Raw genomic sequence first — 21,474 nt, 5'->3', positions numbered from 1 at the left:
TTCGTGAATGTCTGTTTGTTTTAACCGTGAGAGGTTTGTTTGATGGGTAACGTGGTTAATCTCAAATTGAACATAGTTGAGAAAAGAAAAACTCAAAGGCGTCCTTGCTTTGAATGTTAATAGGCTAGAGCTATTTTCTGTAAAATATCGTTATTTATTTCTTAATATTACCGATAGTCAATGTGGTGTTTTTTGGCTGTTGTGCTTTATTTATCCTTATTAAATCCTCGCTTCAATTCCTTTTCATTTACTCTGGTTTCACGCCAATAGCTTTATTTTTAGCCGTTTCAGTTAAAATGAATTTTGCCAATGCCTCAGCTGCTGGAGATAACGCTTTGTTCTTGAGTTGAACGATGCCAATATGGCGCACAATTTTTGGGGATGTCAGTGGAATAAAGCGAAGTTTGCTATTATTTTTTGGGAAGGCGAACCAAGGCAATGTGGTGATACCAAGGCCCTCTTCTAACATAGCAATTAAAGACAGCATATTAGAGATGAGGAATTGAGAGTCACTTAATAATGGCTCGGCTTCTGTATCTTCGAGCAGACGAGAAGTACCATTTCGAATCAATCGCTGTTTTCGTAACTCTTTCCAATGCAGTTCAGTGGCCTCAGCAAAGGGGTGATCCTCACGACAAACTACGCCTAGCTGATCTTCCCAAACTGGAATAAAGGTGATGTCAGCATGTTCATGCCCGTGAGGCAAACTGGCGATACCAATATCTACTTGTTGTTTTTCAACCTTTCTTAATACAGCCTCAGAGTTATCATCGTAAAAACTGATGTGAAGTTCTGGCACATCTGCAATAAATTTTGATAACAGCTCAGGTAACATCCTGCAGGCAATGGAAGGAACTGAGGCCAGGCGTAAATGTCCGGTTTTATGTTCACTCATCAAAGCCATATCTTGAGCAACATTGTCATGATGAGCGATAAGCTCTTTGGCTTTAGGAAGAAAATAACGACCAAAGGGTGTCAACTCTGTATTTGATGTCTTCGAATTTCTTTTTTCAAACAATACCGTGCCTAGTTTATTTTCTAAATCTCGAATCGATAAAGAGATGGCCGGCTGAGTACGACACGCTTTTTCTGCTGCGCTATGGAAGCCCTTTAATTCCGCTACCCAAACGAAGTGACGTAACTGAGCTATTTTAAATTCAGGTAGTGACATAAGGAATCCTTATCAGTAGATATTTTTTATTAATTTTTATTATTAAAACATACTACCTATAATGGATTCAATTATTTAATGGAGGTATTTATGTCTGAATCAATTTTTTGCAATTACATCAACGGTGAATGGGTAGAAGGGGCAAGTTCACTTGCTAATATCAGTCCAGCTGATACCAGCGATGTTATTGGTCACTATGCCCAAGCGAACCAAGAACAAGCAGAATCGGCGCTAGACGCAGCGACTAAAGGCCAACTTGAATGGCAAGAAAGTGGCTTAGAACAACGCTACTCAGTATTAATGGCTATTGGTGATGAACTGATTGCCCGTAAAGATGAATTGGGTAAATTATTAGCACGTGAAGAAGGTAAAACTTTACCTGAAGGCGCTGGCGAAATTTATCGTTCGGGTCAATTTTTCCATTATTATGCTGCTGAAGTTTTACGCCAAATGGGAGAAACTGCCGATTCAGTTCGCCCTGGTATTGAAATTGAAACGCGCAGAGAGCCAGTTGGTGTTGTTGGTATTATTACGCCGTGGAACTTCCCAACAGCAACCGCTGCTTGGAAAATTGCACCAGCTTTAGCGTTTGGTAATGCCGTTGTATTAAAGCCTGCTAACCAAGTACCTGCCAGCGCATGGGCATTAACTGAAATCATCTCTCGTCAAGGTTTGCCTGCGGGTACCTTTAACCTAGTTATGGGCCCAGGTGCTGAAGTAGGTGACTTGTTAATTAATTCTAAAAAGATTAACGCACTAACCTTTACTGGTTCATTAGAAACAGGTCGTAAAGTTGCCATTGCAACAGCGGCGAACCTAGTAAAATGTCAATTAGAAATGGGCAGTAAAAATGCGCTAATCGTACTTGATGATGCTGATTTAGATAACGCAGTTGAGTGTGCAGTTGGTGGTGCTTTCTTTGGAACAGGACAAAAATGTACCGCGTCATCACGTTTAATTGTTACCGAAGGTATTCATGATCGTTTTGTTGATGCCGTTGTGGCGAGAATGAAGCAACTTGTTGTTGGCCATCCATTACGTGAAGGTGTTCACATTGGCGCAGTTGCTGATGCTCGACAAATGAAACAAAACCTTAACTACCTTGAAATTGCCAAAAATGAAGGCGGCAAGTTAGTCAGTGGTGGCGATGTTATTACCGAAGAAACGGAAGGTTATTACCTGACGCCAGCTTTATTCACTGAAACAACTAATGCGATGACTATCAACCGTGAAGAAGCTTTTGCACCTATCGCTTGTGTGATTAAAGTGAAAGATTATGACGAAGCATTAGCCACACTAAATGACACTAATTACGGTTTAGTTGGCGGTATTTGTACACAATCGCTAAAAGCGGCAACGCACTTCAAGCGCAATGCTCAAACGGGCTGTGCCATGGTTAATTTACCAACTGCGGGTACTGATTATCACGTACCTTTTGGTGGCCGTAAAGATTCTAGTTTTGGTTCACGTGAGATGGGTAGTTACGCAAAAGAATTCTACACCATCGTAAAAACCACTTATATCCGTTCATAAATCGAGTAGTCACTATGCATAACGATCTTATTGTCATTGACGGCCTGCAGTACTCAAATTGGAACCGGGCTATTTTTCAACAGCTTAAAGAAGGTGGTGTAACAATGGTGCATGTCACTGTTGTTTACCATGAACAAATTAGAGAAACATTATTGCGAATAGGTGAATGGAATCGCCAGTTTGAGCTCCACCATGATTTGATCATGCCAGTGAAAAGCGCGTCGGATATCCGTCTTGCTAAAAAACTCGGCAAGGTTGGCATCATGTTTGGCGCGCAAAATTGCTCTCCCATTGAAGATGATATCGGCATGGTTGAGATCATGCGTGAGCTCAATTTGATGATTATGCAGCTTACTTATAACAATCAAAGTTTATTGGCTTGTGGTTGTTATGAGGCAGAAGACAGTGGGGTTACTCGCTTTGGTAAACAAGTGATCAAAGAAATGAACCGTGTAGGTATGGTGGTAGATATGAGCCACAGTGCAGAACGCAGTACGTTAGAAGCAATTGACATCTCTGAACGTCCTATCGTGATCTCACATGCCAACCCGAATAGTTTTCATCAGGCCAAGCGCAATAAGTCAGACACAGTGCTAAAAGCATTGGGAGAATCAGGTGGGTTATTAGGCTTTAGCCTTTACCCATTTCATCTTAAAAATGGCCCTGATTGTAGCTTGGATGATTTTTGCGACATGGTGGCAAATACTGCTGATTTAATGGGTATTGATCATATTGGTATTGGTACAGATTTGTGTCAAGAACAACCCTTATCTGTACTTGAATGGATGCGAAATGGACGTTGGTCAAAGGAAATGGATTATGGGGAAGGCTCAAAAGCGAATGCTGATTGGCCTCGTCCATTATCTTGGTTTCGTGATAGCCGTGACTTTCCAAATATTACAAAGGGTTTACAAAACCGAGGCTTTAGGGCGGAAGATATCGCCAAAGTCATGGGCATGAACTGGCTGAACTTACTCGATGAAGGGTTAAAGCCACAAGTGTAAAAGGCACTAGTTTGTATTGAGTAATACCAAGCAGCTTGATTAATTATATGCAATCGAGCAGTAACGTTAATCTGTTTGGTATGAAATCAGTATAGAGATAGTGACATATAAATTATAACGATAAGAGATCTATCAGGAGACTATAATAATGAATACTTCTAAAGCTATTTCGGAAGAGAGTGAGGCTCAAATGCCGAAAATCAAATTCCTAGAAGGGGTAGATATACCCGTATTTTTGATCAGTGGTGGCGCACTAGTGCTATTTTGTATCTTAGCATTGTATGATATCAACATGGTATCTGGCTGGGTAAATTCAACCTTTGCAGCATCAACTAAAATGTTTGGTGCATACTGGCAAGTACTCCTGCTCCTAACTTTTATAATTGGCATTTTTATGGCGATAAGTCGTACTGGTGGCGTAGTATTGGGCGGATTAAAGGTACCAGAAATGTCGACCTTTAAATGGATCTCCATCATCATGTGTACCTTACTTGCCGGTGGTGGTGTATTTTGGGCTGCAGCTGAGCCGATGGCACATTTTACTTCTCCATCTCCTTACTTTGGCGGTGAAACAGGCACAACTGAGGCTGCTTATAATGCGTTAGCGCAGAGCTTTATGCATTGGGGGTTTTTAGCTTGGGCTATTCTGGGTAGTTTGACTGGTGTCGTGCTTATGCATTTACATTATGATAAAGGACTACCTTTAAAACCACGTACTTTATTGTATCCGGTTTTTGGCGACAAAGTGATGAAGGGGACTTTTGGTACTATCGTTGATGCATGTTGTGTACTGGCGGTAGTTGCCGGCACTGTAGGCCCTATTGGATTTCTTGGTTTACAGGTCAGTTTTGGCTTAGAAAAATTATTTGGTATTCCTGATACCTACTCTACTCAAGTAGCTATATTAGTTGGTCTTATTTGTATCTATACCCTATCAGCGGTAAGTGGTGTTACTAAAGGTATCCAACTATTAAGTAGTATTAATATCGTTTTAGCTATTTTCTTGATGATATTCATTTTACTTTTTGGTCCTACAGCATTTATCTTTGATAGTTACTTACACTCTTTTGGCCTTTACCTCAATAACTTTATTCCGATGGCGACATACCGCGCCAATACTGCATGGCTTGATTGGTGGACAGTCTTCTTTTGGGGATGGTTCTTAGGTTATGGCCCATTAATGGCTATGTTTGTTGCGCGTATTTCTCGTGGCCGTACTATTCGTGAGATGATTTTAACTATTTCAGTTGTTGCACCAGTTATCACCTGCTTCTGGTTCACTATTGTCGGTGGTAGTGGTTTAGCTTTTGAGTTAGCAACGCCGGGTGTTATTTCAGAACCTTTTACTGGTTTTAATTTACCAGCAGCATTATTAGCTATTACAGATCAGTTGCCATATGGCTGGATAATCTCGTTTTTATTCTTAATATTAACGACTATCTTTGTTGCAACAACGGGTGACTCAATGACATTCTCAGTGTCTATGGTCATGACTGGTACTGATTCTCCGCAGAGCTCTTTACGTGTATTCTGGGGTATTATGATGGGTGTTATGGCTGCTGTGCTTATCTCGATTGGCTCAGGGGGAATATCGGCACTGCAATCCTTTATTGTTGTGACGGCCGTGCCTGTATCTTTAGTTTTATTACCATCCTTATGGAACGCACCGCAAATTGCTCGCAAGATGGCCGATGAGCAAGGGCTTTAAGTCATCCCTACATCTGCTAAGCACAGTATAGATAAATGGTGCTTAGTAGATGGTTATACCCTCAGATTCAACTTCAATTTAATTTTTTTGATTACTTTACCCTAGAGAAAACATTATGAAAACACCTGTAAAAACTGAATTATTTGCTTCGAAAGCACCATTAGAATGGGCAATTATTGCTAACAACACCTTATCCACTGCACAGATCCCAATTAATGCAGAGGGCCAAGTAGTTGAAGGTGGTATTGAAGCGCAAGCACGCCAAACAATGGAAAACTTTAAGCACACCATTGAAGCGGCTGAATTGACAATGGATGATGTTACACAAGTTCTGATTTATGTTACTGCTCGCGATCAATTGCCAGTATTTAATAAAGTGTACGCTGAATATTTTCAAGCGCCATACCCTAATAGAGCCGCCATGATTGTTGCTGGTTTAGCGCGTGAAGAAATGTTGTGTGAAGTTGTTGCTTATGCGGCGGTACCACAATAAGCACTATTAGTAATAGTGCGATGAGTCTCTTTAATCGTAGGTAGATTCTACAAAAAAACCGGCACCTTGCCGGTTTTTTATTCATTTAATAACCATGTCATTCTTAATCTCTTTTAAAAAAGCAATCAACGTAAAAAGAAGATTCATATGCAGAAAAAGTCGTAGGCTGAAGTTCCATAAACTAATTTATGTTTTGAACTGCTTTACGCTTGCATGACTCTCCATTTTTTAGTTTCAACTACAGTACTTTCCACTATTAGCGGTAATGGCCTATTCATTAAACTAACAGGAGGTATCTTGGCACTAGATGAAATAAGTACTCAAGCAAAAGAAATGATGACCAATGACTGCCGCTGGATGATGCCAGAGCTTATTCTCAGGAATCACTGTGCCTCATTACCTACGTAATACAGCCTTAAGATTATTATATTGAGTAACTACTCATTAGTATTAAGGGACAGCGTTTTAGTTATTCAATGGAAGCAGAATTACTGTTTTTACAGTAATTCTGTTGAAAAACATCGGCACTTCACGTGTTAGTAAAAGAAAGCTTTCAGTAAGATAATGCCACAAGACGTGAGCGAAATTGCAGCAATTATGGGTTTTAAATAGCGTTGACCTAGATATTTATCCAAATAAAATGATATGCCAAATCCGACAAATATTGCGGGCACCAAAGGTAAGGTCAGTTGTACATGAGCATAATTTATATTACCTGAAGCGAATAACATTGCCAGGGATACCAGTGTACCAATCAGAAAAAAAAGCCCAAGCTCTGCTCTTAGCGTGCTTAGGTTACTATTTTGGTAAACCAGCGCAATGGGTGGACCACCTACGGATGTAGTGGTGCCCATGAGTCCTGAAAAAAAACCTGCTATCACTAAGTTTTTCTTTCCATGATGGATATCGAGCCGTTGATAAGTCAGTAGTACAGAAGTTATGATCAACAGGGAGAAACCCACAGCAAAGAAAGCTGGCGGCAATATTGCTAACAATAAAATGCCCAGTATAGAGCCAGGAACGCGTGCTAGCAGCGCTAGTTTTATATTGCCAAAATGCAACTGCTGGCGATAACGAATACAGTTTAGTAAGGACAAAATACAGCCTAAAGCCAGTATAGGTCCTGGCAAAAAATTAGGGTTAATGATGACCAAGACAGGGGAGGCGATGACGGCTAATCCGAAGCCAGACATACTTTGCAGTGCAGATCCTGCTACAACGGCAATTAATGCCACTATTAGCACTGAGGGGTCAATGAACATGACGATAATTTATCGAGTGCATATTTTTATTTAACATGATTGAGGTATGTATATTTGCTGGTAAACATTTGAAAGAGCGTTTTTAAGACTGTACTCTTTAGCAGATCTATTCAGTATTCATGATTCTTTTTCTGTCGTCTAATGAAAAGATATTACTGCTTGATAAGTATTTTAAATCGCGTAATTGACTTTCTATTCCTTTGAATTAATAAAGCAATTTAAAGCACCCTATGCTGGCTACTTTGCTTCAGTTATAAGAAGAATATATGGGTTGAATGCAGCTGAAAAAATGGTTTTTTAGCTTAATTTTTTCCATACTACTCATCTTTATTATTGGCTAATTGTAACTTATTTGTAAAAAAATAAGTCATAATAACAAAGGGATAGTCTATTATTTAAATTCAATGCTTTATCCGTTATAAGATTCTCTTATTGAGTGATTAAGCTAATTGACTTCAATGTTAGTTAATATCTCCTTAGTATTATTTTCGAACTTAACAAAAACATATTGAGGCAGTTTAACGCTGTTAAGCGTTCTGAATATGTTCTAAGAATTTATAACATGAAAACGTATCTAATTATAAAAACAAATGCGAACTATCTTTTGGAGAATAACTAATGAAAACATCTATCCCAATGCTTGGGTTATTGTTAGCAAGCTCAACAACAGCCTTTGCGGCCACAGAAAATGATAAAATTGAGCGACTAGAGCAACTTGAGAAACAAGTGGCTGAGTTAAAAAAAGAAGTTAATACCAATACAAAAAACACCACAGATTTAACGCCTAAGATTAAAATTGGTGGTGCAGTACGTTTTCAATATAGCTACGAAGATTATGATGATGACAATAAAGATCGTGGTGGAGATTTTGATTTTGACGTCTTTCGTTTAGATGTAAATGGTAGTATTGGTGATGTTAAACTGTCAGCTCAATATCGCTGGTATCAATACATGGATGTTATTCACCACGCCGATGTAGCCTATCAATTCAATGAAAACTGGGAAGGAAAGGTGGGTATTACCCAAGTGCCTTTTGGTAACTTAAACTATAACTCTAACAACTTTTTCTTTAGCTCTGGTTATTACGCTGGTTTAGAAGATGACTACGACGCAGGTTTGTCATTTACTGGTAAGTATGACAAACATGATATTCGTGTTGCTTATTTCTTAAATGATGAAAAAGGTGGTGTTGATGGTTATTCAGGTGACAAAACTCATCGCTATTCTTATGATGTTGTTGGCATCCGTGATTTTGCTGGTGGCGAAGGTATTTACAGCGCCCCTGCACAAGAAATGGGTGAGAGTAATACTATAAATTTAAGATATACGTACAACTTCTTCTCTAATACGGAAGTGGGTGTTTCTTTATTATCAGGTGATCTTGAAGGTGGCTCAGGTGTGGGCTCTGTTGGCGACCACACAGCATACGCTTTTCATGTAAAGAGCAACATCGATAACTTCGGTATTATGTTCCAAGCTTCAGAGTATGAATATGACCTAGATAACGGCTCTGATGCGGTAGCTGTAGGCGCTTGGGCATTCTATGACACAATTCCAACAGAAGCTACGGCGTATAACCTTAACTTATCTTACAGTCAATCAGTGTCGCTAGGACCTATTACTAACCTGACTTACTACAACGATTATAACTTAGTAACCGATAAGTCAGCTGGGTTAGACGATACTACAATGAATGCAACAGGCGTTGCAATTAGTGCAGGTGGTGTCTACGCTTATGTTGATTTTGTTATTGCTAAAAATCAGCCATTTCTCGGTGGAACATTCGTTGGCAATGCTGATGATTGGAATAAGCGATTGAACATCAATATCGGCTATTATTTCTAAGCCTGAACTTGGCAGTGTTATGCCAGTAACTTTGTGAGAAAGACTGGCATTACAAAATACTCTGTTATATCCCCAATCTCCTTTATTTTGGGTATCTATTTAAGCCACGGATGGCTAGTTTAACAACCTCCGCTCTAAATCCCCAATGGTGTGTTAACTTCAATAGTTAAACCCTGCACTCTATTGAAAAAGTCTCTATATTTTGAATAATCTAATAACGCATTTTCACGCGTTTTTATTGATCTGTATCCTTGTCATATTGAGTAAGAGTTTTACAATGAATTAGAAGCTAAATACCATCATTACTGAAAAAGGAGTTCAACGATGAAAGCTGCAGTAAACCATGAATTTAAGGGTAAACTTGAAATTACCCAACTCGATAAACCGACGATTTCTAGCCAAGAAGTATTAGTTAAAATCCATGCTTGTGGTGTCTGTCATACCGATTTACATGCATGTCATGGGGATTGGCCTGTAAAGCCTAAAATGCCCTTAGTACCTGGTCATGAAGGTGTTGGAGAGATAGTTGAAATTGGAGACCAGGTTAAGCATTGTAAAGTAGGTGATCGCGTAGGAATTCCTTGGCTTTATAGCGCATGTGGTTATTGTGATTACTGTTTAACGGGTGATGAAAACCTGTGTTTATCACAACAAAATGCTGGTTACTCAGTTGATGGCAGCTACGCTGAATATTGCAAAGCCGATGGCAATTATGTGGTAAAAATTCCAGATGCCATTGATTACGTGGATGCCGCACCCTTATTTTGTGCAGGTGTTACTACTTATAAAGCACTTAAAGTTTCTACCGCAAAACCAGGCGAGTGGGTCGCTATTTTCGGTATCGGAGGTTTGGGGCATTTAGCTGTGCAATATGCTGTTGCCATGGGGTTAAATGTTATTGCAGTTGATACTGGAGCAGCTAAGTTAGCGCTTGCTAAAAGTTTAGGCGCTTCACTTTGTATTGATTTTAAACAAGATGATGTTGTAGCCAAGGTTCTCGCGGAAACTGCTGGCGTTCATGCCAGTATTTGTACTGCGGTGAGTAAAAGTGGTTTTGAGCAAAGCTATAAAGTGATCCGTCGGGGTGGTAAGTGTGTTTTAGTAGGTTTACCGCCGGAAGATATGCCATTACCAATTTTTGATACTGTGCTTAATGGCGTGAGCGTTGTTGGCTCTATTGTTGGCACACGCAAAGATTTAGTAGAATGTTTAGATTTTGCAGCCCGCGGAAAAGTAAAAGCCATTACGATTGAAAAGTCTCTTGAAGATATCAATGATATTTTTGATGAAATGTTAAATGGTGAGATCAATGGTCGAGTGGTGATGAAGTTGTAACTTTCCAAAAGTTTCACAATTAATACTAACAGTAACTGCTATAGCCCTTTACCGACAAAACGGAAAAGGGCTTTTTTATGTGCAGCGTTTGATGCTATAGCTTTGATAGGAATCTACTTTATTTGAGTAAGAAACAATTTAAAAAGAACGATTAAAAAATATTATCAAAAATAATTCTACTTTTTCAAACTATTTTACTTTCCAACACTACCTTATAGTTGTACTCAAGTAAGAATGAAGTTTATGTTTACGATGATGACATAAGCAAAATGCTAATAATAACGATAAATAGGAGCCTTTGTGTTTGAAAGAAGCGATGAAACGCTCATAGCGCAAGCGCTAAAAGGTAAAAAGTCTGCATGGCTAACATTGGTAAAGCGTTATGAGAAAAACCTTTATAACTACGCTTTACGTATGGTGAATAATCCAACGGATGCTATGGATTTGATGCAGGATATCTTTATCGCATTATTTCGAAATTTATCTAAGTTTCGCGGTGAATGCCCTTTTAAAAATTGGCTTTTTAAAATTGCGCATTATCGTTGTCTCGAGTTTTATCGACGAAAAAGGCCGATGCAGTCACTAGATGATGTACCCGAGCAAGAAGATGTTGAGTCAGTATGTTTAGAAAGGAATATACAAATTCAGCAACAAAGTAGTGCTTTGTTAGAAGCTATGCAGCATTTACCGATCAAACAGAAATTAGTCGTAGAGTTGAAATTTTTTCAAGAATGTACCTTCGAAGATATTAGTCAGCAGTTAGGTATCTCAACAAATACGGCAAAATCACAACTTTATAGCGCACTCGATAAATTAAAACTGCAATTGGTCGATGATCCTATTAGCAAGGTAGAGGTGGAGTATGTCTAAACCAACAGTAATAGATGTTCGAATGAATGAAGATGAACGAGCATCATTTTGTGAAAATATTGCTCATCAAGTCAGTGTTGAAATTGAGCAAGAAGTACCCGATTGGCATAGAACAGAAGCCTTTGAACAGCATTTTGACGCGGAAAATATCAGCACTAAAGCTCCTTCAATTAATTGGGGGCTGTGGTTGGGAGTACCTTCTTTATCAATGGCGTGTTCAGTATTTGCGATTACCATGGTAATGACTTTTATGCAGGATAAAGGCTTTGACCAGCAAGCGTTTGATAAGCAAGTAACAGCTTTGATTGATCAACAAGTTAAGCAAAAAGTAGCTGCCCAATTAACCAGTAGTTTAGCAAACAGAGATAACAGCGACATCGAAAGGTTAGTGAATTTGAAGTTACGTGAATTTGCTGCTGAACAACAAGTAATATTAGCCAATTACCGAACCGATATTAGTCAGCAACAACAAAGTAATAACCTTGCCTTGGCTGGCTACGTAATTGACGCGTCGAGAAAGGAACGTAAAGAAGACATGAGTGACTTTATCAACTTTATTAATGCGCAGCGACAAGACGAGCAATTAGCACAGAAAATTAAATTCCAGCAACTTGAACGAGAAATTAGTTTTCAAAATATTGGTCTAGAGCAAAAGAGCAGGGTTAATAATAACTTAACTACACCAGTGAAAACAAAAGGTTAGGTAACTTCAAGCCCGTACCTTGTAATGTTATTGGGGTAAGGGTTTGATTTATAAAGTTATCGTTCATTAGAACTAAGTTAGCTTTGGCCAACTAAGGGATATAAAACAGATATAAGTACTATCTATAGAGAGGCAATTTATGAAAACATCAACAATAGTTTTTCCCGCGTCAAAATTTCGAAGCAATGTAGCAAACCTAACAGTAAAAATTGCAGCTATAAGCACTGCCTTATTCATTGCTTTTGGCGCGCATAGCACTGAAAAAAATTATGATAATTTGCACAAGCAATTAACGATAATGAATGACATTATTCTGTCATCGGCTAAATCGACTAAACATGCTAATCAATCATTAATTCGTTCAATTGAAAGTGTATATTTGCGAGGCCAGGGGGCTATTTTTACTATCAAGTCAGCTCATGGAGGCTCTTCACATCGCCAGTTTTTTCAAACTGTGAGGCCATTGGATCCAATAGCTGCTTTAGATCCTTTAGCCGAACTAGATGCTTTAGCACCATTGAGTGAAGTTGAAAGAGTTATTATTTCAAATGAGGATGATTTGGTTGTTGATTTTGAACAACATGAAAATGAAATTGAACGAGTCATTGAAGTTTTTGAGCAACAACGTGAAGGCGCACGAGAGCTTCGGAGTGAGCAAAGAGAAATTGCTTACGAAATACGTGACATTGACCGACAACGTAAAGATATTGAGTACCAATTACAACATGCAGAGAAAAAAAACAAAGAGGAACTAAAAGCGGAGCTGAAAGAACTTGAGCTTGAGCGCGTCTCTCTCAATAAAAATAAAATTAAGCTTGAGCAAAAAGTGACTAAATTAAATAAACAGCGAGAAACGCAAAAAATAGCTCAAAGCAAAGCGCGAAAGCAACATTTTTTGGCCGTTAATAATGCGTTAGTTGAAACATTATGCCTATACGGTAAGGGATTAAGAGATGTGCCGAAAGAAGAGTACGTTAGTTTCATCATTAAAGGTGCTGGCAAACAACAGGGCCGAGGTTTCAAAGATAGAATACTCGTATTTAATAAAAAAGATATTAATGATTGCGCCAACAGTAAATTAACGGCTAAAAAATTATTAGCTGTTGCAGAGCAATATCAATTCTAATTAACGTTACACAGTTAAGCCAATTTAACGCCATAAAGAGTCAAGAGAATACTTGCTATTTATGGCTTTGATTTTTCGACTATTTTACCTTCCAATGCACAAGCTTTTGATTGATAAAATAAAAACGCAATGTTTGGGTATAGGTTTTTGTTTCAACATCATTATTAGCCGCTAAAAGGTATTGCTGCTGATAAGTAAACTCATAAATCGTATTTTTCATATTGTCTGAAGCGACAAACATCTCGGGAAATTGCTTTGCAACATAGTCGATGTAATCACCCACGTGTATATTGGTTAATTCATCAGCATACTGTTTTTTGATACTTATTAACTCAAGGCTAGGGTCATCTATCCTAGGAACATTAGGGGGGCTGCTACAACTGAATAATAACGTTACCATCAGTGTAATCATTTTATACTTCATCTTATTTAATCCATTAAAACCTTACATTTAAGCCCATTAATTTAGGGCATCTTGCAGTATTAAGCAAACGACTAAGGTTGACCTTAATCAATAGAAAAGCAAACAAGTTAATAAGGAAACTTGTTTGCCTTTGAACTAGTAAATTAGCGAAGAATTCAGTAGCATGCATCTTACATAAGTGACTCTATAAAGGAGTTAATAAAGGAGTAATAAAGGTGTTATTAAATGAGTAAATTTATATTATTGGCAATCGTTGTTGGTATTGTTGTGTTCTCCTTCATGCGACAAAATAGCAACAAAAAGGCGGCCGAATTAAATGCAATATTAGGAAGTGAATTTCTTGTCGCGAATAAAAGTGAAGAAGGAGTTTTAGAAACTGCTTCTGGCTTACAATATAAGGTCTTAACTGAGGGCAGTGGCGCTGAGCATCCAAGTGCTTCTTCGAAAGTTACAGTGCATTACCATGGGACTTTACTTGACGGCACTGTTTTTGATAGCTCTGTAGATAGAGGCAAACCCATCGGCTTTGGCTTGAATCAAGTTATCAAAGGCTGGACTGAAGGTGTTCAATTGATGGTTGTTGGTGAAAAAACACGTTTTTATATTCCATCAAATTTAGCTTATGGTGATAGCGCCGCAGGTAAGATTGGACCAGGTTCATTATTAATTTTTGATGTTGAATTGTTAGCAATAGATTAAGCTGTTCGGTAGCGTTTATTGTATGAGGTAGTGTCTCCTACCCAAGATAAGTATAAAAAAAGTCAATGTTAATGTAACTTAACAATGACTTTTTTTATGACAGAGCTTTATTGATTAGTTAGCTTACTAAAACAGAGGTATTTAATAAGCTAGCTAATTATTAAGTTATAGCATAAGACTGCTTAAACTAACTTAGAAGCTGTAATCAAAGTTGTAACGCATACCAACGGTAAATTGATTGTTGTCTTCTCTGCTACCTTCAATTTCATCTTCATAGTTGTTGTTTTGAACTTCAGCAAATAAGTAGAAATCTGGGCTACCATGCCATTCAACTGTGGCATTGATACGCGTGATTTCAGTACTGTCTACAGGCATTAAATCGTCTGAAAATACAGAGTAGCCCATTTTAACTTTGTAGGTATTATTAATTTTATATGCGCCTGCAATATCAATAGTGGTTCTATCTTGGCCATTACCACCACGGTCAATATCTTGATATGCTGCAGCAATATACAAGTCACCAAATGATTTTGAACCAGATATACCTACGGTATTTTCATCAGTACCAGCAAGATCTTTAGTTAAGTAAGCGGCAGCTACGGTAAAACTATCACCAGTATATTTAAAACCACCGTTAACTAAATCACTACCTTCAACATCAGTTTCGCCTTTAAATTGACCTTCAATGCGAAACTCTAAGTTACCAAAACTTTTTCTGTAGCTAACCATTTCTTGTTGACGGAATGGGCTAGCGTCATCATAGGCAAGTGGTGTTGACGCGCGGTTAAAAATATCTACTGGATCACCGATGATGGCATATTGAGTAGTATCTTGTTTACCGATGGCAACACGACCAAAATCGCCCTTTATCCCAACATATGCTTTACGTGCATCGCCAAAGTGAGCATCACCTTGTATTTGAACTTTAAACTCACCTTTAGCAAAACCAGTCATGCCATTGCTTAACTTATGCTCTGCAGCGATACCGATACGTGATAATGCATCACCAACATCCCAGCTATCCTTAGAGTCGCTGCTTGTTAAACCAAAAGTAGGACGTAAAGAACCGTAAAAGTTAATAGCAGTATTGTCTGAAGTAGCCGCTGGCTTTTTAGACTCTTCTAATTGTGCTAAACGCGTTTGAATTTCAGTAAGCTGTTTTTTCAAGCTCTCTTCAGACGTTTCAGCATAAGAAGCAAAGGCTGGTAAAACAAGAGCTAAAGTAATTAATGACTTTTTAAATTTAATGTTATTCATGGTTTTCCCCGTATTCATGTTGTTGTAGTTATATTTTTTAAGCGGATAATTTTATTTCATAAATTAAACGCTAGTTTGTTATAGATACTTATGTATCATTTGATTGGTAGCTCTCAATCGGAGGACAGCTACAAATTAGGTTTCGATCTCCATAGACATTGTCTATACGATTAGTGGTTGGCCAGAATTTAGCTTGGCTTGGGCAACTACTCGGATAACAAGCGGTTAAGCGTGAATAAGCGCGAGGCCAATCACTGTCCGTTAGATCATTTAATGTGTGAGGTGCATTGACTAATGGGTTGTCGGCAAGCGTCCAAGTACCATCTTCTACTTTCGCTATCTCATGACGAATAGTAATGAGTGCATCAATAAACTTATCTAATTCTTCTAACGACTCACTTTCGGTAGGTTCAATCATCAAGGTGCCAGCAACAGGAAATGACATGGTTGGCGCATGAAAACCAAAGTCCATTAACCGTTTAGCCACATCTTCCTCGCTGATACCAGATGATTCTTTTAGTGGTCTAATATCGATAATACATTCATGAGCAACACGTCCCTGATCACCTCTAAATAGAACAGGGTAATGCGGGCTAAGTTTTTCCATAATGTAGTTCGCATTTAAAATAGCGAGCTCTGTGGCTGATTTAAGTCCTTCGGCGCCCATTAAGGCAATGTAAGCCCAAGAAATAGGCAAAATGGAAGCACTACCTAACGCTGTCGCTGATACCGCCCCTTCTGTGTTAGTAACACTATGGCCTGGTAAAAATGGTGCTAAGTGTGACTTAACACCTATGGGGCCCATACCTGGTCCACCACCACCGTGCGGGATACAAAATGTTTTATGTAGGTTTAGATGAGAAACATCAGCACCAATAAAACCCGGTGAAGTTAACCCTACTTGAGCATTCATATTGGCGCCATCAAGATACACTTGACCACCACCTTCATGAATAAGCTCACAAATCTCTTTGATGCTTTCTTCATAAACACCGTGTGTAGAAGGGTAGGTGATCATCATGGCAGAGAGTTGATCACGATGAAGGTTTATTTTTTCCTTCAAGTCCTCTATATCAACATTACCTTCTTTGTCACAGCTAACAAGCACAATGCGCATTGATACCATTGAAGCACTGGCAGGGTTAGTACCGTGAGCAGAACTAGGGATTAGGCAGATATTACGATAATCTTCACCACGAGAGGCATGATAGCGTTGAATGGCGATAAGCCCCGCATACTCACCTTGTGCACCAGAGTTCGGTTGTAATGAAAATGCATCATAACCGGTTACTTCAATAAGCATGTCGCTAAAACTCTCAGCTAAAGCTTCATACCCGACACATTGATCACTAGGGGCAAAAGGGTGCATTTGTGAAAATTCTGGCCAAGTCACAGGAATCATTTGTGCGGTGGCATTCAGTTTCATTGTGCATGATCCCAGTGGTATCATGCCGTGTGTTAATGAAAAATCTTTGTTTTCAAGACTTTTTAAATAACGCAACATGCGCGTTTCACTATGATAACTGTTAAATACTGGATGGCTTAAATAATCACTAGTACGTTGGCAGGTTGTCGGTATGTTGCAAAATTCAGCACTAAGGGTTTGTTCAATATCATCAACATTTAGTGATTGTTCAGTAATCGCTAACCACAATGCTTCAATATCAGCAGAGGTAGTGGTTTCATCTAGACTGATACCAAGTTGATTTGGTAATAAGCGTAAATTAAGATCTGCAGCTAGTGCGCGTTGATAAATCTCATCAGTTTGTTCATTTGTCTGCAAGGTAATGGTGTCAAAGAAATCATTATGCGCCAGTTCAATTCCTGCTTTTTGTAAGCCTGCTGCAAGCACTGAAGTTAAACGATTGACGCGTCGACCTATTTTTCTAAGCCCCTGTGGGCCATGATAAACGGCATAAAATGATGCCATATTGGCAAGCAATGCTTGTGCGGTACAAATATTCGAATTGGCTTTTTCTCGTCTAATATGTTGCTCTCGTGTTTGCATCGCCATACGCAAAGCTGGTTTACCCTTTGAGTCAATTGAAACACCAATAACTCGACCAGGGATAGTACGTTTATACTTTTCTTTAGTCGCCATGAAAGCAGCGTGTGGACCACCGTAACCCATTGGTACACCAAAACGTTGCGCGCTACCGATCACCACATCTGCTCCCATTTCGCCGGGAGCTTTTAGGACAGTTAAGGCCAATAAATCAGCAGCTACAGCCACCAAGGTCTTTTTACTATGAGCTTTTTCTATTATAGCTTCTAAGTTATGTACTTGTCCTGTTGTGCCTGGGTATTGCAGTAAGGCACCAAACACATCATGATTTTCTAATTCTGAGTAGGGCGCGACAACAAGATCAAAAGCAAAGTATTTTGCTCGGGTCTTGAGTACATCTAATGTTTGCGGGTGTACATCGTCACTGACAAAGAAGGTGTTACTTTTGTTTTTACCGGCACGCTTACACAAGCTCATGGCTTCTGCAGCAGCGGTGGCTTCATCAAGCAAGGACGCATTGGATAACTCCATTGCGGTTAGATCAGTAATCATTTGCTGATAATTCAGTAACGCTTCTAAACGACCTTGTGATATTTCTGGTTGATAAGGCGTATAAGCGGTATACCAACCAGGATTTTCAAAGACATTACGTAAAATAACGTTAGGTACATGGGTATCGTAATACCCTTGTCCAATATAACTGCGATTTACCTTGTTTTTTGACGCTATCCCCTTGAGAGTTGACAACATTTCAACTTCGCTTTGCGGTTTTGCTAATGCCATTGGCTGCAAAAGTCGAATATTATCGGGCACTGTTTTATCAATCATTTGTTCGACTGAATCCAAACCAAGCGCTTTCAACATATGTTGTTGCTGAACTTGGTCAGGACCATTATGTCGACTAATAAAGTCTACATTATCGTTCAGTTGTGCTAATAAATTGTTGTTAGTCATGAAAACTCCAGTGTAACGTCTAGTAATTGTTAAGCATTACTGGTATCAAATTAATCTTCGATACCGGCATTATATGCCTCATAACTGAGTAAACTTTCTAATTGTTCAGGCTCTGAAAGTTTCACTTTAGCTATCCAACCTTCAACAAATGCTGATTGGTTAATTGACTCGGGTGCATCTTCTAACGCTTCATTAACTTCAATTATCTCACCAGAAACAGGTGCATATACATCTGAAGCCGCTTTAACGGACTCTACTAGTGTGAATTGCTCGCCTGCGGTTACTTCATCGCCTTCTTCTGGCAATTCAATAAATACAACATCGCCTAATAATTCTTGTGCATGATTCGAAATACCGATGGTAACTGTACCGTCGTTGTTATTTTTTACCCACTCATGACTAGGGGCAAACTGATAATCATTTTCTACTGTGCTCATGATAATGTTCCTTTATTAATCGTTAAGGTTGTCGATGATTTAGCTATAAAGTGGGAATTTCAGACAAAGCGCTTGAACTTTCTCTAAGACCTCATTTTCTATAGCACTATTATCTTCTGGGTTTGCAACTAACCCATCAAGAACATCACCAATCCACTGTCCAATTAATTCAAACTCTTCATTACCAAAACCACGGCTAGTACCTGCGGGCGTTCCTAGACGAATGCCTGAAGTAACCATAGGTTTTTCTGAGTCGAATGGAATACCATTTTTGTTACAGGTAATACCTGCTCGCTCTAAACTTTCTTCTGTCGCATTGCCTTTCAGTCCTTTAGGACGTAGGTCAACCAACATTAAATGCGTGTCAGTGCCATCAGTAACAATGTCACAACCACGTTGTTGTAGTGTGCTAGCTAATACTCTGGCATTACTTAATACTTGCTTTATATAAGCACCAAAAGATGGTTCAAGTACTTCACCTAATGCGACCGCTTTTGCAGCAATAACATGCATTAGTGGACCACCTTGCAAACCAGGGAATACTGCCGAGTTAATTTTCTTAGCGACATCGCGATTGTTCGTCAAAATTAAGCCACCACGAGGGCCGCGTAATGTTTTATGTGTTGTTGTAGTAACAACATCGGCGAAAGGCAGTGGGTTTTGATGTGCACCAGCAGCAACTAAACCTGCAATGTGAGCCATATCAACCATTAATAGTGCGCCAACTTCATCGGCAATTTCACGGAACTTAGCAAAATCGATTTGACGAGGAATTGCTGAACCACCCGCAATGATCATTTTGGGCTTATGTTCTTTAGCAAGTTCTAGTACTTGATCATAGTCGATACGCATGTCATCTTTACGAACACCATAATGAATCGCATTAAACCATTTACCTGACTGGGCAGGTCTAGCGCCGTGAGTTAAATGACCGCCAGCATCAAGTGACATACCTAAAATAGTATCGCCGGGCTTAACTAAGGCAAGCATTACTGCGCCATTAGCTTGTGCACCAGAATGAGGTTGTACATTAACGTATTCCGCTTTGAAAATAAGTTTAGCGCGATCAATGGCTAATGTTTCAACTAGATCTACATGCTCACAACCACCGTAGTAACGACGACCAGGGTAACCTTCAGCGTACTTGTTCGTTAAAACGGTGCCTTGAGCTTCCATAACAGCTTTTGAAACAATGTTTTCTGAAGCGATAAGTTCAATTTGTTGGTTTTGACGTGCTTCTTCAAGATCAATAGCCATTTGAACAGCGCCATCAGTAGAAGAGAGTTCACTTGAAAAAAATTGCGCTAGTTCACCTGATGTGTAAGTGTTTTTCATTGTTGTATTCCTCAATAGTTAAGCGTTATGAATTTGCATTCAGTAACCTAATGATTATGTTTGATAGTCTTCATATATAGGTTACTGCGTTTATCGCTAAACCACCTTGAGACATTTTTTATATTTATTTGTCATATCTGTGCCTGTTTGAAGCAATCTGATATTGCGTCACAAAGAGCAGAAATATTGTCGGTACTATACCTTTTATCTATTTATGTTCATGAACCATACAAAGTGACTCGATTTAATTTTTGTTTTCTAAACTATTCATTAAAGCTCATTTTGAATAGATTGCTTAACCGATTTAATACGGCTAACAGCTTGAATAATTAGCGAACAGAGCCTCATGGTCTGTTAATCAAAATTATTTTTTATCTTCGCCTTGTTGGTAATGATTTTTCTATTGCTTGAAAATCGAACACGTATAAAACATAACAGGCAAAATTTATAAAAGCAAATAAAAGTTTCCTATAGGAAACTTTTTTTCGATTTTATGAGGACGATATAATGGTATCACCTTGATTTTTGCCTAAAAGAGTTCTGTATAGCTTGTTAATGTGCCACTATTGTTTAAACGAATTATTTTAGTTAGGTGGTACGATGAGTGAACAAGATCAGGTTGATAAGTATCCTTCAATGACTCTTGGGGACAATGAAAATAATAAACGAGTAGTAGAAAAAGCGAGTATAGGCGTACAGCTTAAAGCTATTCGTACTGAAAATAAATTGACGCTTGAAGAAGCGAGCAAACGCACGGGGTTGGCGCGCTCTACCTTATCTAAGATTGAAAATGAGCAAATATCACCAACCTTTAGTGTTATGCAAAAACTGGCTTCAGGACTTAATATTGAGTTACCTCAATTGTTTACTAAGCCTAAAGAAACGAAAGTCACTGGTCGCCGAGATGTAACCTTAGGCGGGCAAGGTAGACCGCATGCTACGTTAACCTACGAGCATGAGTTGTTAGCTACTCAACTTCGCAATAAAAAGATGATGCCATACAAGAGTAGAGTTCACGCGAGAAACTTTGAACACTTTGGTGAGTGGGTTCGCCATGAAGGTGAAGAATTTCTGCTAGTCTTAGAAGGGGAAGTACAGCTGCTGACTGAGTTTTATGAGCCTGCGACCTTGGTTGTGGGGGATAGTGCGTACTATGACGCCACTATGGGGCACCTTGTCATATCAACGAGTAAAGAGGATGCGTTGATATTGTGGATTACTGCCGAATAACGTTTTAGCGCCAGATAAACTTAATTGCCTTTATCTGCGAGTAAAGGCAATTAAATCCAACATGTAATTTTTTGTAATCTATT

Annotated in this window: 18 protein-coding genes; 11 read left to right on the top strand and 7 right to left on the bottom strand. The window is 38.9% G+C overall.

The genetic code is table 11. The features are described from left to right. Positions 1-247 precede the first annotated feature (247 nt). A complete protein-coding gene (locus tag ND2E_RS12840; protein WP_033093441.1) occupies positions 248-1,171 on the bottom strand; it encodes a LysR family transcriptional regulator in 924 nt (307 codons plus the stop codon). A 90-nt stretch (positions 1,172-1,261) separates the two neighbouring features. Between ND2E_RS12840 and ND2E_RS12845 the strand changes: the two genes are divergently transcribed. From ND2E_RS12845 to ND2E_RS12860, 4 genes are all read left to right on the top strand, one after another. Continuing rightward, entirely contained in the window at positions 1,262-2,704 is a 1,443-nt protein-coding gene (locus ND2E_RS12845) for an aldehyde dehydrogenase family protein (protein ID WP_033093440.1), read from the top strand. Positions 2,705-2,718: 14 nt separating this feature from the next. Then, positions 2,719-3,708, top strand: a complete 990-nt coding sequence (locus ND2E_RS12850; protein ID WP_033093439.1) for a dipeptidase — start codon at positions 2,719-2,721, stop codon at positions 3,706-3,708. 148 nt (positions 3,709-3,856) lie between these two features. Further along, positions 3,857-5,416 (top strand): BCCT family transporter, encoded by a 1,560-nt coding sequence (locus tag ND2E_RS12855; protein ID WP_033093438.1) that lies wholly within the window; start codon positions 3,857-3,859, stop codon positions 5,414-5,416. A 115-nt stretch (positions 5,417-5,531) separates the two neighbouring features. Beyond that, complete coding sequence (locus tag ND2E_RS12860) at positions 5,532-5,909, top strand: RidA family protein (protein ID WP_033093437.1); 378 nt, start codon at positions 5,532-5,534, stop codon at positions 5,907-5,909. Between the two features lie 536 nt (positions 5,910-6,445). Here the strand turns inward: ND2E_RS12860 and ND2E_RS12865 are convergent. Continuing rightward, positions 6,446-7,171, bottom strand: coding sequence for a sulfite exporter TauE/SafE family protein (locus tag ND2E_RS12865; protein WP_033093436.1), 726 nt, complete (start codon positions 7,169-7,171; stop codon positions 6,446-6,448). A 618-nt stretch (positions 7,172-7,789) separates the two neighbouring features. Between ND2E_RS12865 and ND2E_RS12870 the strand changes: the two genes are divergently transcribed. The 5 genes from ND2E_RS12870 (at position 7,790) to ND2E_RS12890 (ending at position 13,050) form a co-directional block, all read left to right on the top strand. Further along, positions 7,790-9,016: a porin family protein gene (locus ND2E_RS12870; RefSeq protein ID WP_033093435.1), complete on the top strand. Its 1,227-nt coding sequence runs from the start codon at positions 7,790-7,792 to the stop codon at positions 9,014-9,016. 324 nt (positions 9,017-9,340) lie between these two features. Next, positions 9,341-10,351 (top strand): alcohol dehydrogenase AdhP, encoded by a 1,011-nt coding sequence (gene adhP / locus ND2E_RS12875; protein WP_033093434.1) that lies wholly within the window; start codon positions 9,341-9,343, stop codon positions 10,349-10,351. Positions 10,352-10,651: 300 nt separating this feature from the next. After that, on the top strand, positions 10,652-11,221 hold the full coding sequence (locus ND2E_RS12880) for an RNA polymerase sigma factor (protein ID WP_033093433.1): 570 nt from the start codon (positions 10,652-10,654) through the stop codon (positions 11,219-11,221). Continuing rightward, positions 11,214-11,924, top strand: coding sequence for a hypothetical protein (locus ND2E_RS12885; protein WP_033093432.1), 711 nt, complete (start codon positions 11,214-11,216; stop codon positions 11,922-11,924). The genes ND2E_RS12880 and ND2E_RS12885 overlap by 8 nt, the downstream gene beginning before the upstream one ends. A gap of 139 nt (positions 11,925-12,063) precedes the next feature. After that, positions 12,064-13,050, top strand: coding sequence for a hypothetical protein (locus ND2E_RS12890; RefSeq protein ID WP_033093431.1), 987 nt, complete (start codon positions 12,064-12,066; stop codon positions 13,048-13,050). A 79-nt stretch (positions 13,051-13,129) separates the two neighbouring features. Here the strand turns inward: ND2E_RS12890 and ND2E_RS12895 are convergent, their stop codons facing one another. Further along, a complete protein-coding gene (locus tag ND2E_RS12895) occupies positions 13,130-13,474 on the bottom strand; it encodes a hypothetical protein (protein WP_033093430.1) in 345 nt (114 codons plus the stop codon). A gap of 279 nt (positions 13,475-13,753) precedes the next feature. Between ND2E_RS12895 and ND2E_RS12900 the strand changes: the two genes are divergently transcribed. Next, positions 13,754-14,173, top strand: a complete 420-nt coding sequence (locus ND2E_RS12900) for an FKBP-type peptidyl-prolyl cis-trans isomerase (protein ID WP_395858415.1) — start codon at positions 13,754-13,756, stop codon at positions 14,171-14,173. A 192-nt stretch (positions 14,174-14,365) separates the two neighbouring features. On the opposite strand, the gene ND2E_RS12905 is transcribed toward ND2E_RS12900, so the two are convergent. The 4 genes from ND2E_RS12905 to ND2E_RS12920 form a co-directional block, all read right to left on the bottom strand. Then, a complete protein-coding gene (locus tag ND2E_RS12905; protein ID WP_033093428.1) occupies positions 14,366-15,430 on the bottom strand; it encodes a porin in 1,065 nt (354 codons plus the stop codon). 88 nt (positions 15,431-15,518) lie between these two features. Further along, positions 15,519-18,389, bottom strand: a complete 2,871-nt coding sequence (gene gcvP / locus ND2E_RS12910) for an aminomethyl-transferring glycine dehydrogenase (RefSeq protein WP_033093427.1) — start codon at positions 18,387-18,389, stop codon at positions 15,519-15,521. 50 nt (positions 18,390-18,439) lie between these two features. After that, positions 18,440-18,826 (bottom strand): glycine cleavage system protein GcvH, encoded by a 387-nt coding sequence (gene gcvH / locus ND2E_RS12915; RefSeq protein WP_033093426.1) that lies wholly within the window; start codon positions 18,824-18,826, stop codon positions 18,440-18,442. A gap of 39 nt (positions 18,827-18,865) precedes the next feature. Beyond that, positions 18,866-20,161: a serine hydroxymethyltransferase gene (locus ND2E_RS12920; protein WP_033093425.1), complete on the bottom strand. Its 1,296-nt coding sequence runs from the start codon at positions 20,159-20,161 to the stop codon at positions 18,866-18,868. Between the two features lie 600 nt (positions 20,162-20,761). Here ND2E_RS12920 and ND2E_RS12925 point away from each other — a divergent pair. Further along, entirely contained in the window at positions 20,762-21,391 is a 630-nt protein-coding gene (locus ND2E_RS12925; RefSeq protein ID WP_033093424.1) for a helix-turn-helix domain-containing protein, read from the top strand. Positions 21,392-21,474: the final 83 nt, after the last annotated feature.

The sequence above is a fragment of the Colwellia psychrerythraea genome (assembly GCF_000764225.1).
GTDB lineage: Bacteria > Pseudomonadota > Gammaproteobacteria > Enterobacterales > Alteromonadaceae > Colwellia > Colwellia psychrerythraea_D.
The sequence above is the reverse complement of the archived record's forward strand: the minus strand, read 5'-3'. Positions and strand labels throughout refer to the sequence as shown.

What these genes read in the sequence shown, in the direction of transcription:
- ND2E_RS12860 (WP_033093437.1), top strand. Translation starts at nt 5,532, where the DNA reads ATGAAAACACCTGTAAAAACTGAATTATTTGCTTCGAAAGCACCATTA.
- adhP (WP_033093434.1), top strand. Translation starts at nt 9,341, where the DNA reads ATGAAAGCTGCAGTAAACCATGAATTTAAGGGTAAACTTGAAATTACC.
- ND2E_RS12840 (WP_033093441.1), bottom strand. Translation starts at nt 1,171, where the DNA reads ATGTCACTACCTGAATTTAAAATAGCTCAGTTACGTCACTTCGTTTGG.
- ND2E_RS12895 (WP_033093430.1), bottom strand. Translation starts at nt 13,474, where the DNA reads ATGAAGTATAAAATGATTACACTGATGGTAACGTTATTATTCAGTTGT.
- ND2E_RS12845 (WP_033093440.1), top strand. Translation starts at nt 1,262, where the DNA reads ATGTCTGAATCAATTTTTTGCAATTACATCAACGGTGAATGGGTAGAA.
- gcvP (WP_033093427.1), bottom strand. Translation starts at nt 18,389, where the DNA reads ATGACTAACAACAATTTATTAGCACAACTGAACGATAATGTAGACTTT.
- ND2E_RS12900 (WP_395858415.1), top strand. Translation starts at nt 13,754, where the DNA reads ATGCGACAAAATAGCAACAAAAAGGCGGCCGAATTAAATGCAATATTA.
- gcvH (WP_033093426.1), bottom strand. Translation starts at nt 18,826, where the DNA reads ATGAGCACAGTAGAAAATGATTATCAGTTTGCCCCTAGTCATGAGTGG.
- ND2E_RS12925 (WP_033093424.1), top strand. Translation starts at nt 20,762, where the DNA reads ATGAGTGAACAAGATCAGGTTGATAAGTATCCTTCAATGACTCTTGGG.
- ND2E_RS12920 (WP_033093425.1), bottom strand. Translation starts at nt 20,161, where the DNA reads ATGAAAAACACTTACACATCAGGTGAACTAGCGCAATTTTTTTCAAGT.
- ND2E_RS12890 (WP_033093431.1), top strand. Translation starts at nt 12,064, where the DNA reads ATGAAAACATCAACAATAGTTTTTCCCGCGTCAAAATTTCGAAGCAAT.
- ND2E_RS12850 (WP_033093439.1), top strand. Translation starts at nt 2,719, where the DNA reads ATGCATAACGATCTTATTGTCATTGACGGCCTGCAGTACTCAAATTGG.
- ND2E_RS12905 (WP_033093428.1), bottom strand. Translation starts at nt 15,430, where the DNA reads ATGAATAACATTAAATTTAAAAAGTCATTAATTACTTTAGCTCTTGTT.
- ND2E_RS12855 (WP_033093438.1), top strand. Translation starts at nt 3,857, where the DNA reads ATGAATACTTCTAAAGCTATTTCGGAAGAGAGTGAGGCTCAAATGCCG.
- ND2E_RS12870 (WP_033093435.1), top strand. Translation starts at nt 7,790, where the DNA reads ATGAAAACATCTATCCCAATGCTTGGGTTATTGTTAGCAAGCTCAACA.
- ND2E_RS12865 (WP_033093436.1), bottom strand. Translation starts at nt 7,171, where the DNA reads ATGTTCATTGACCCCTCAGTGCTAATAGTGGCATTAATTGCCGTTGTA.
- ND2E_RS12885 (WP_033093432.1), top strand. Translation starts at nt 11,214, where the DNA reads ATGTCTAAACCAACAGTAATAGATGTTCGAATGAATGAAGATGAACGA.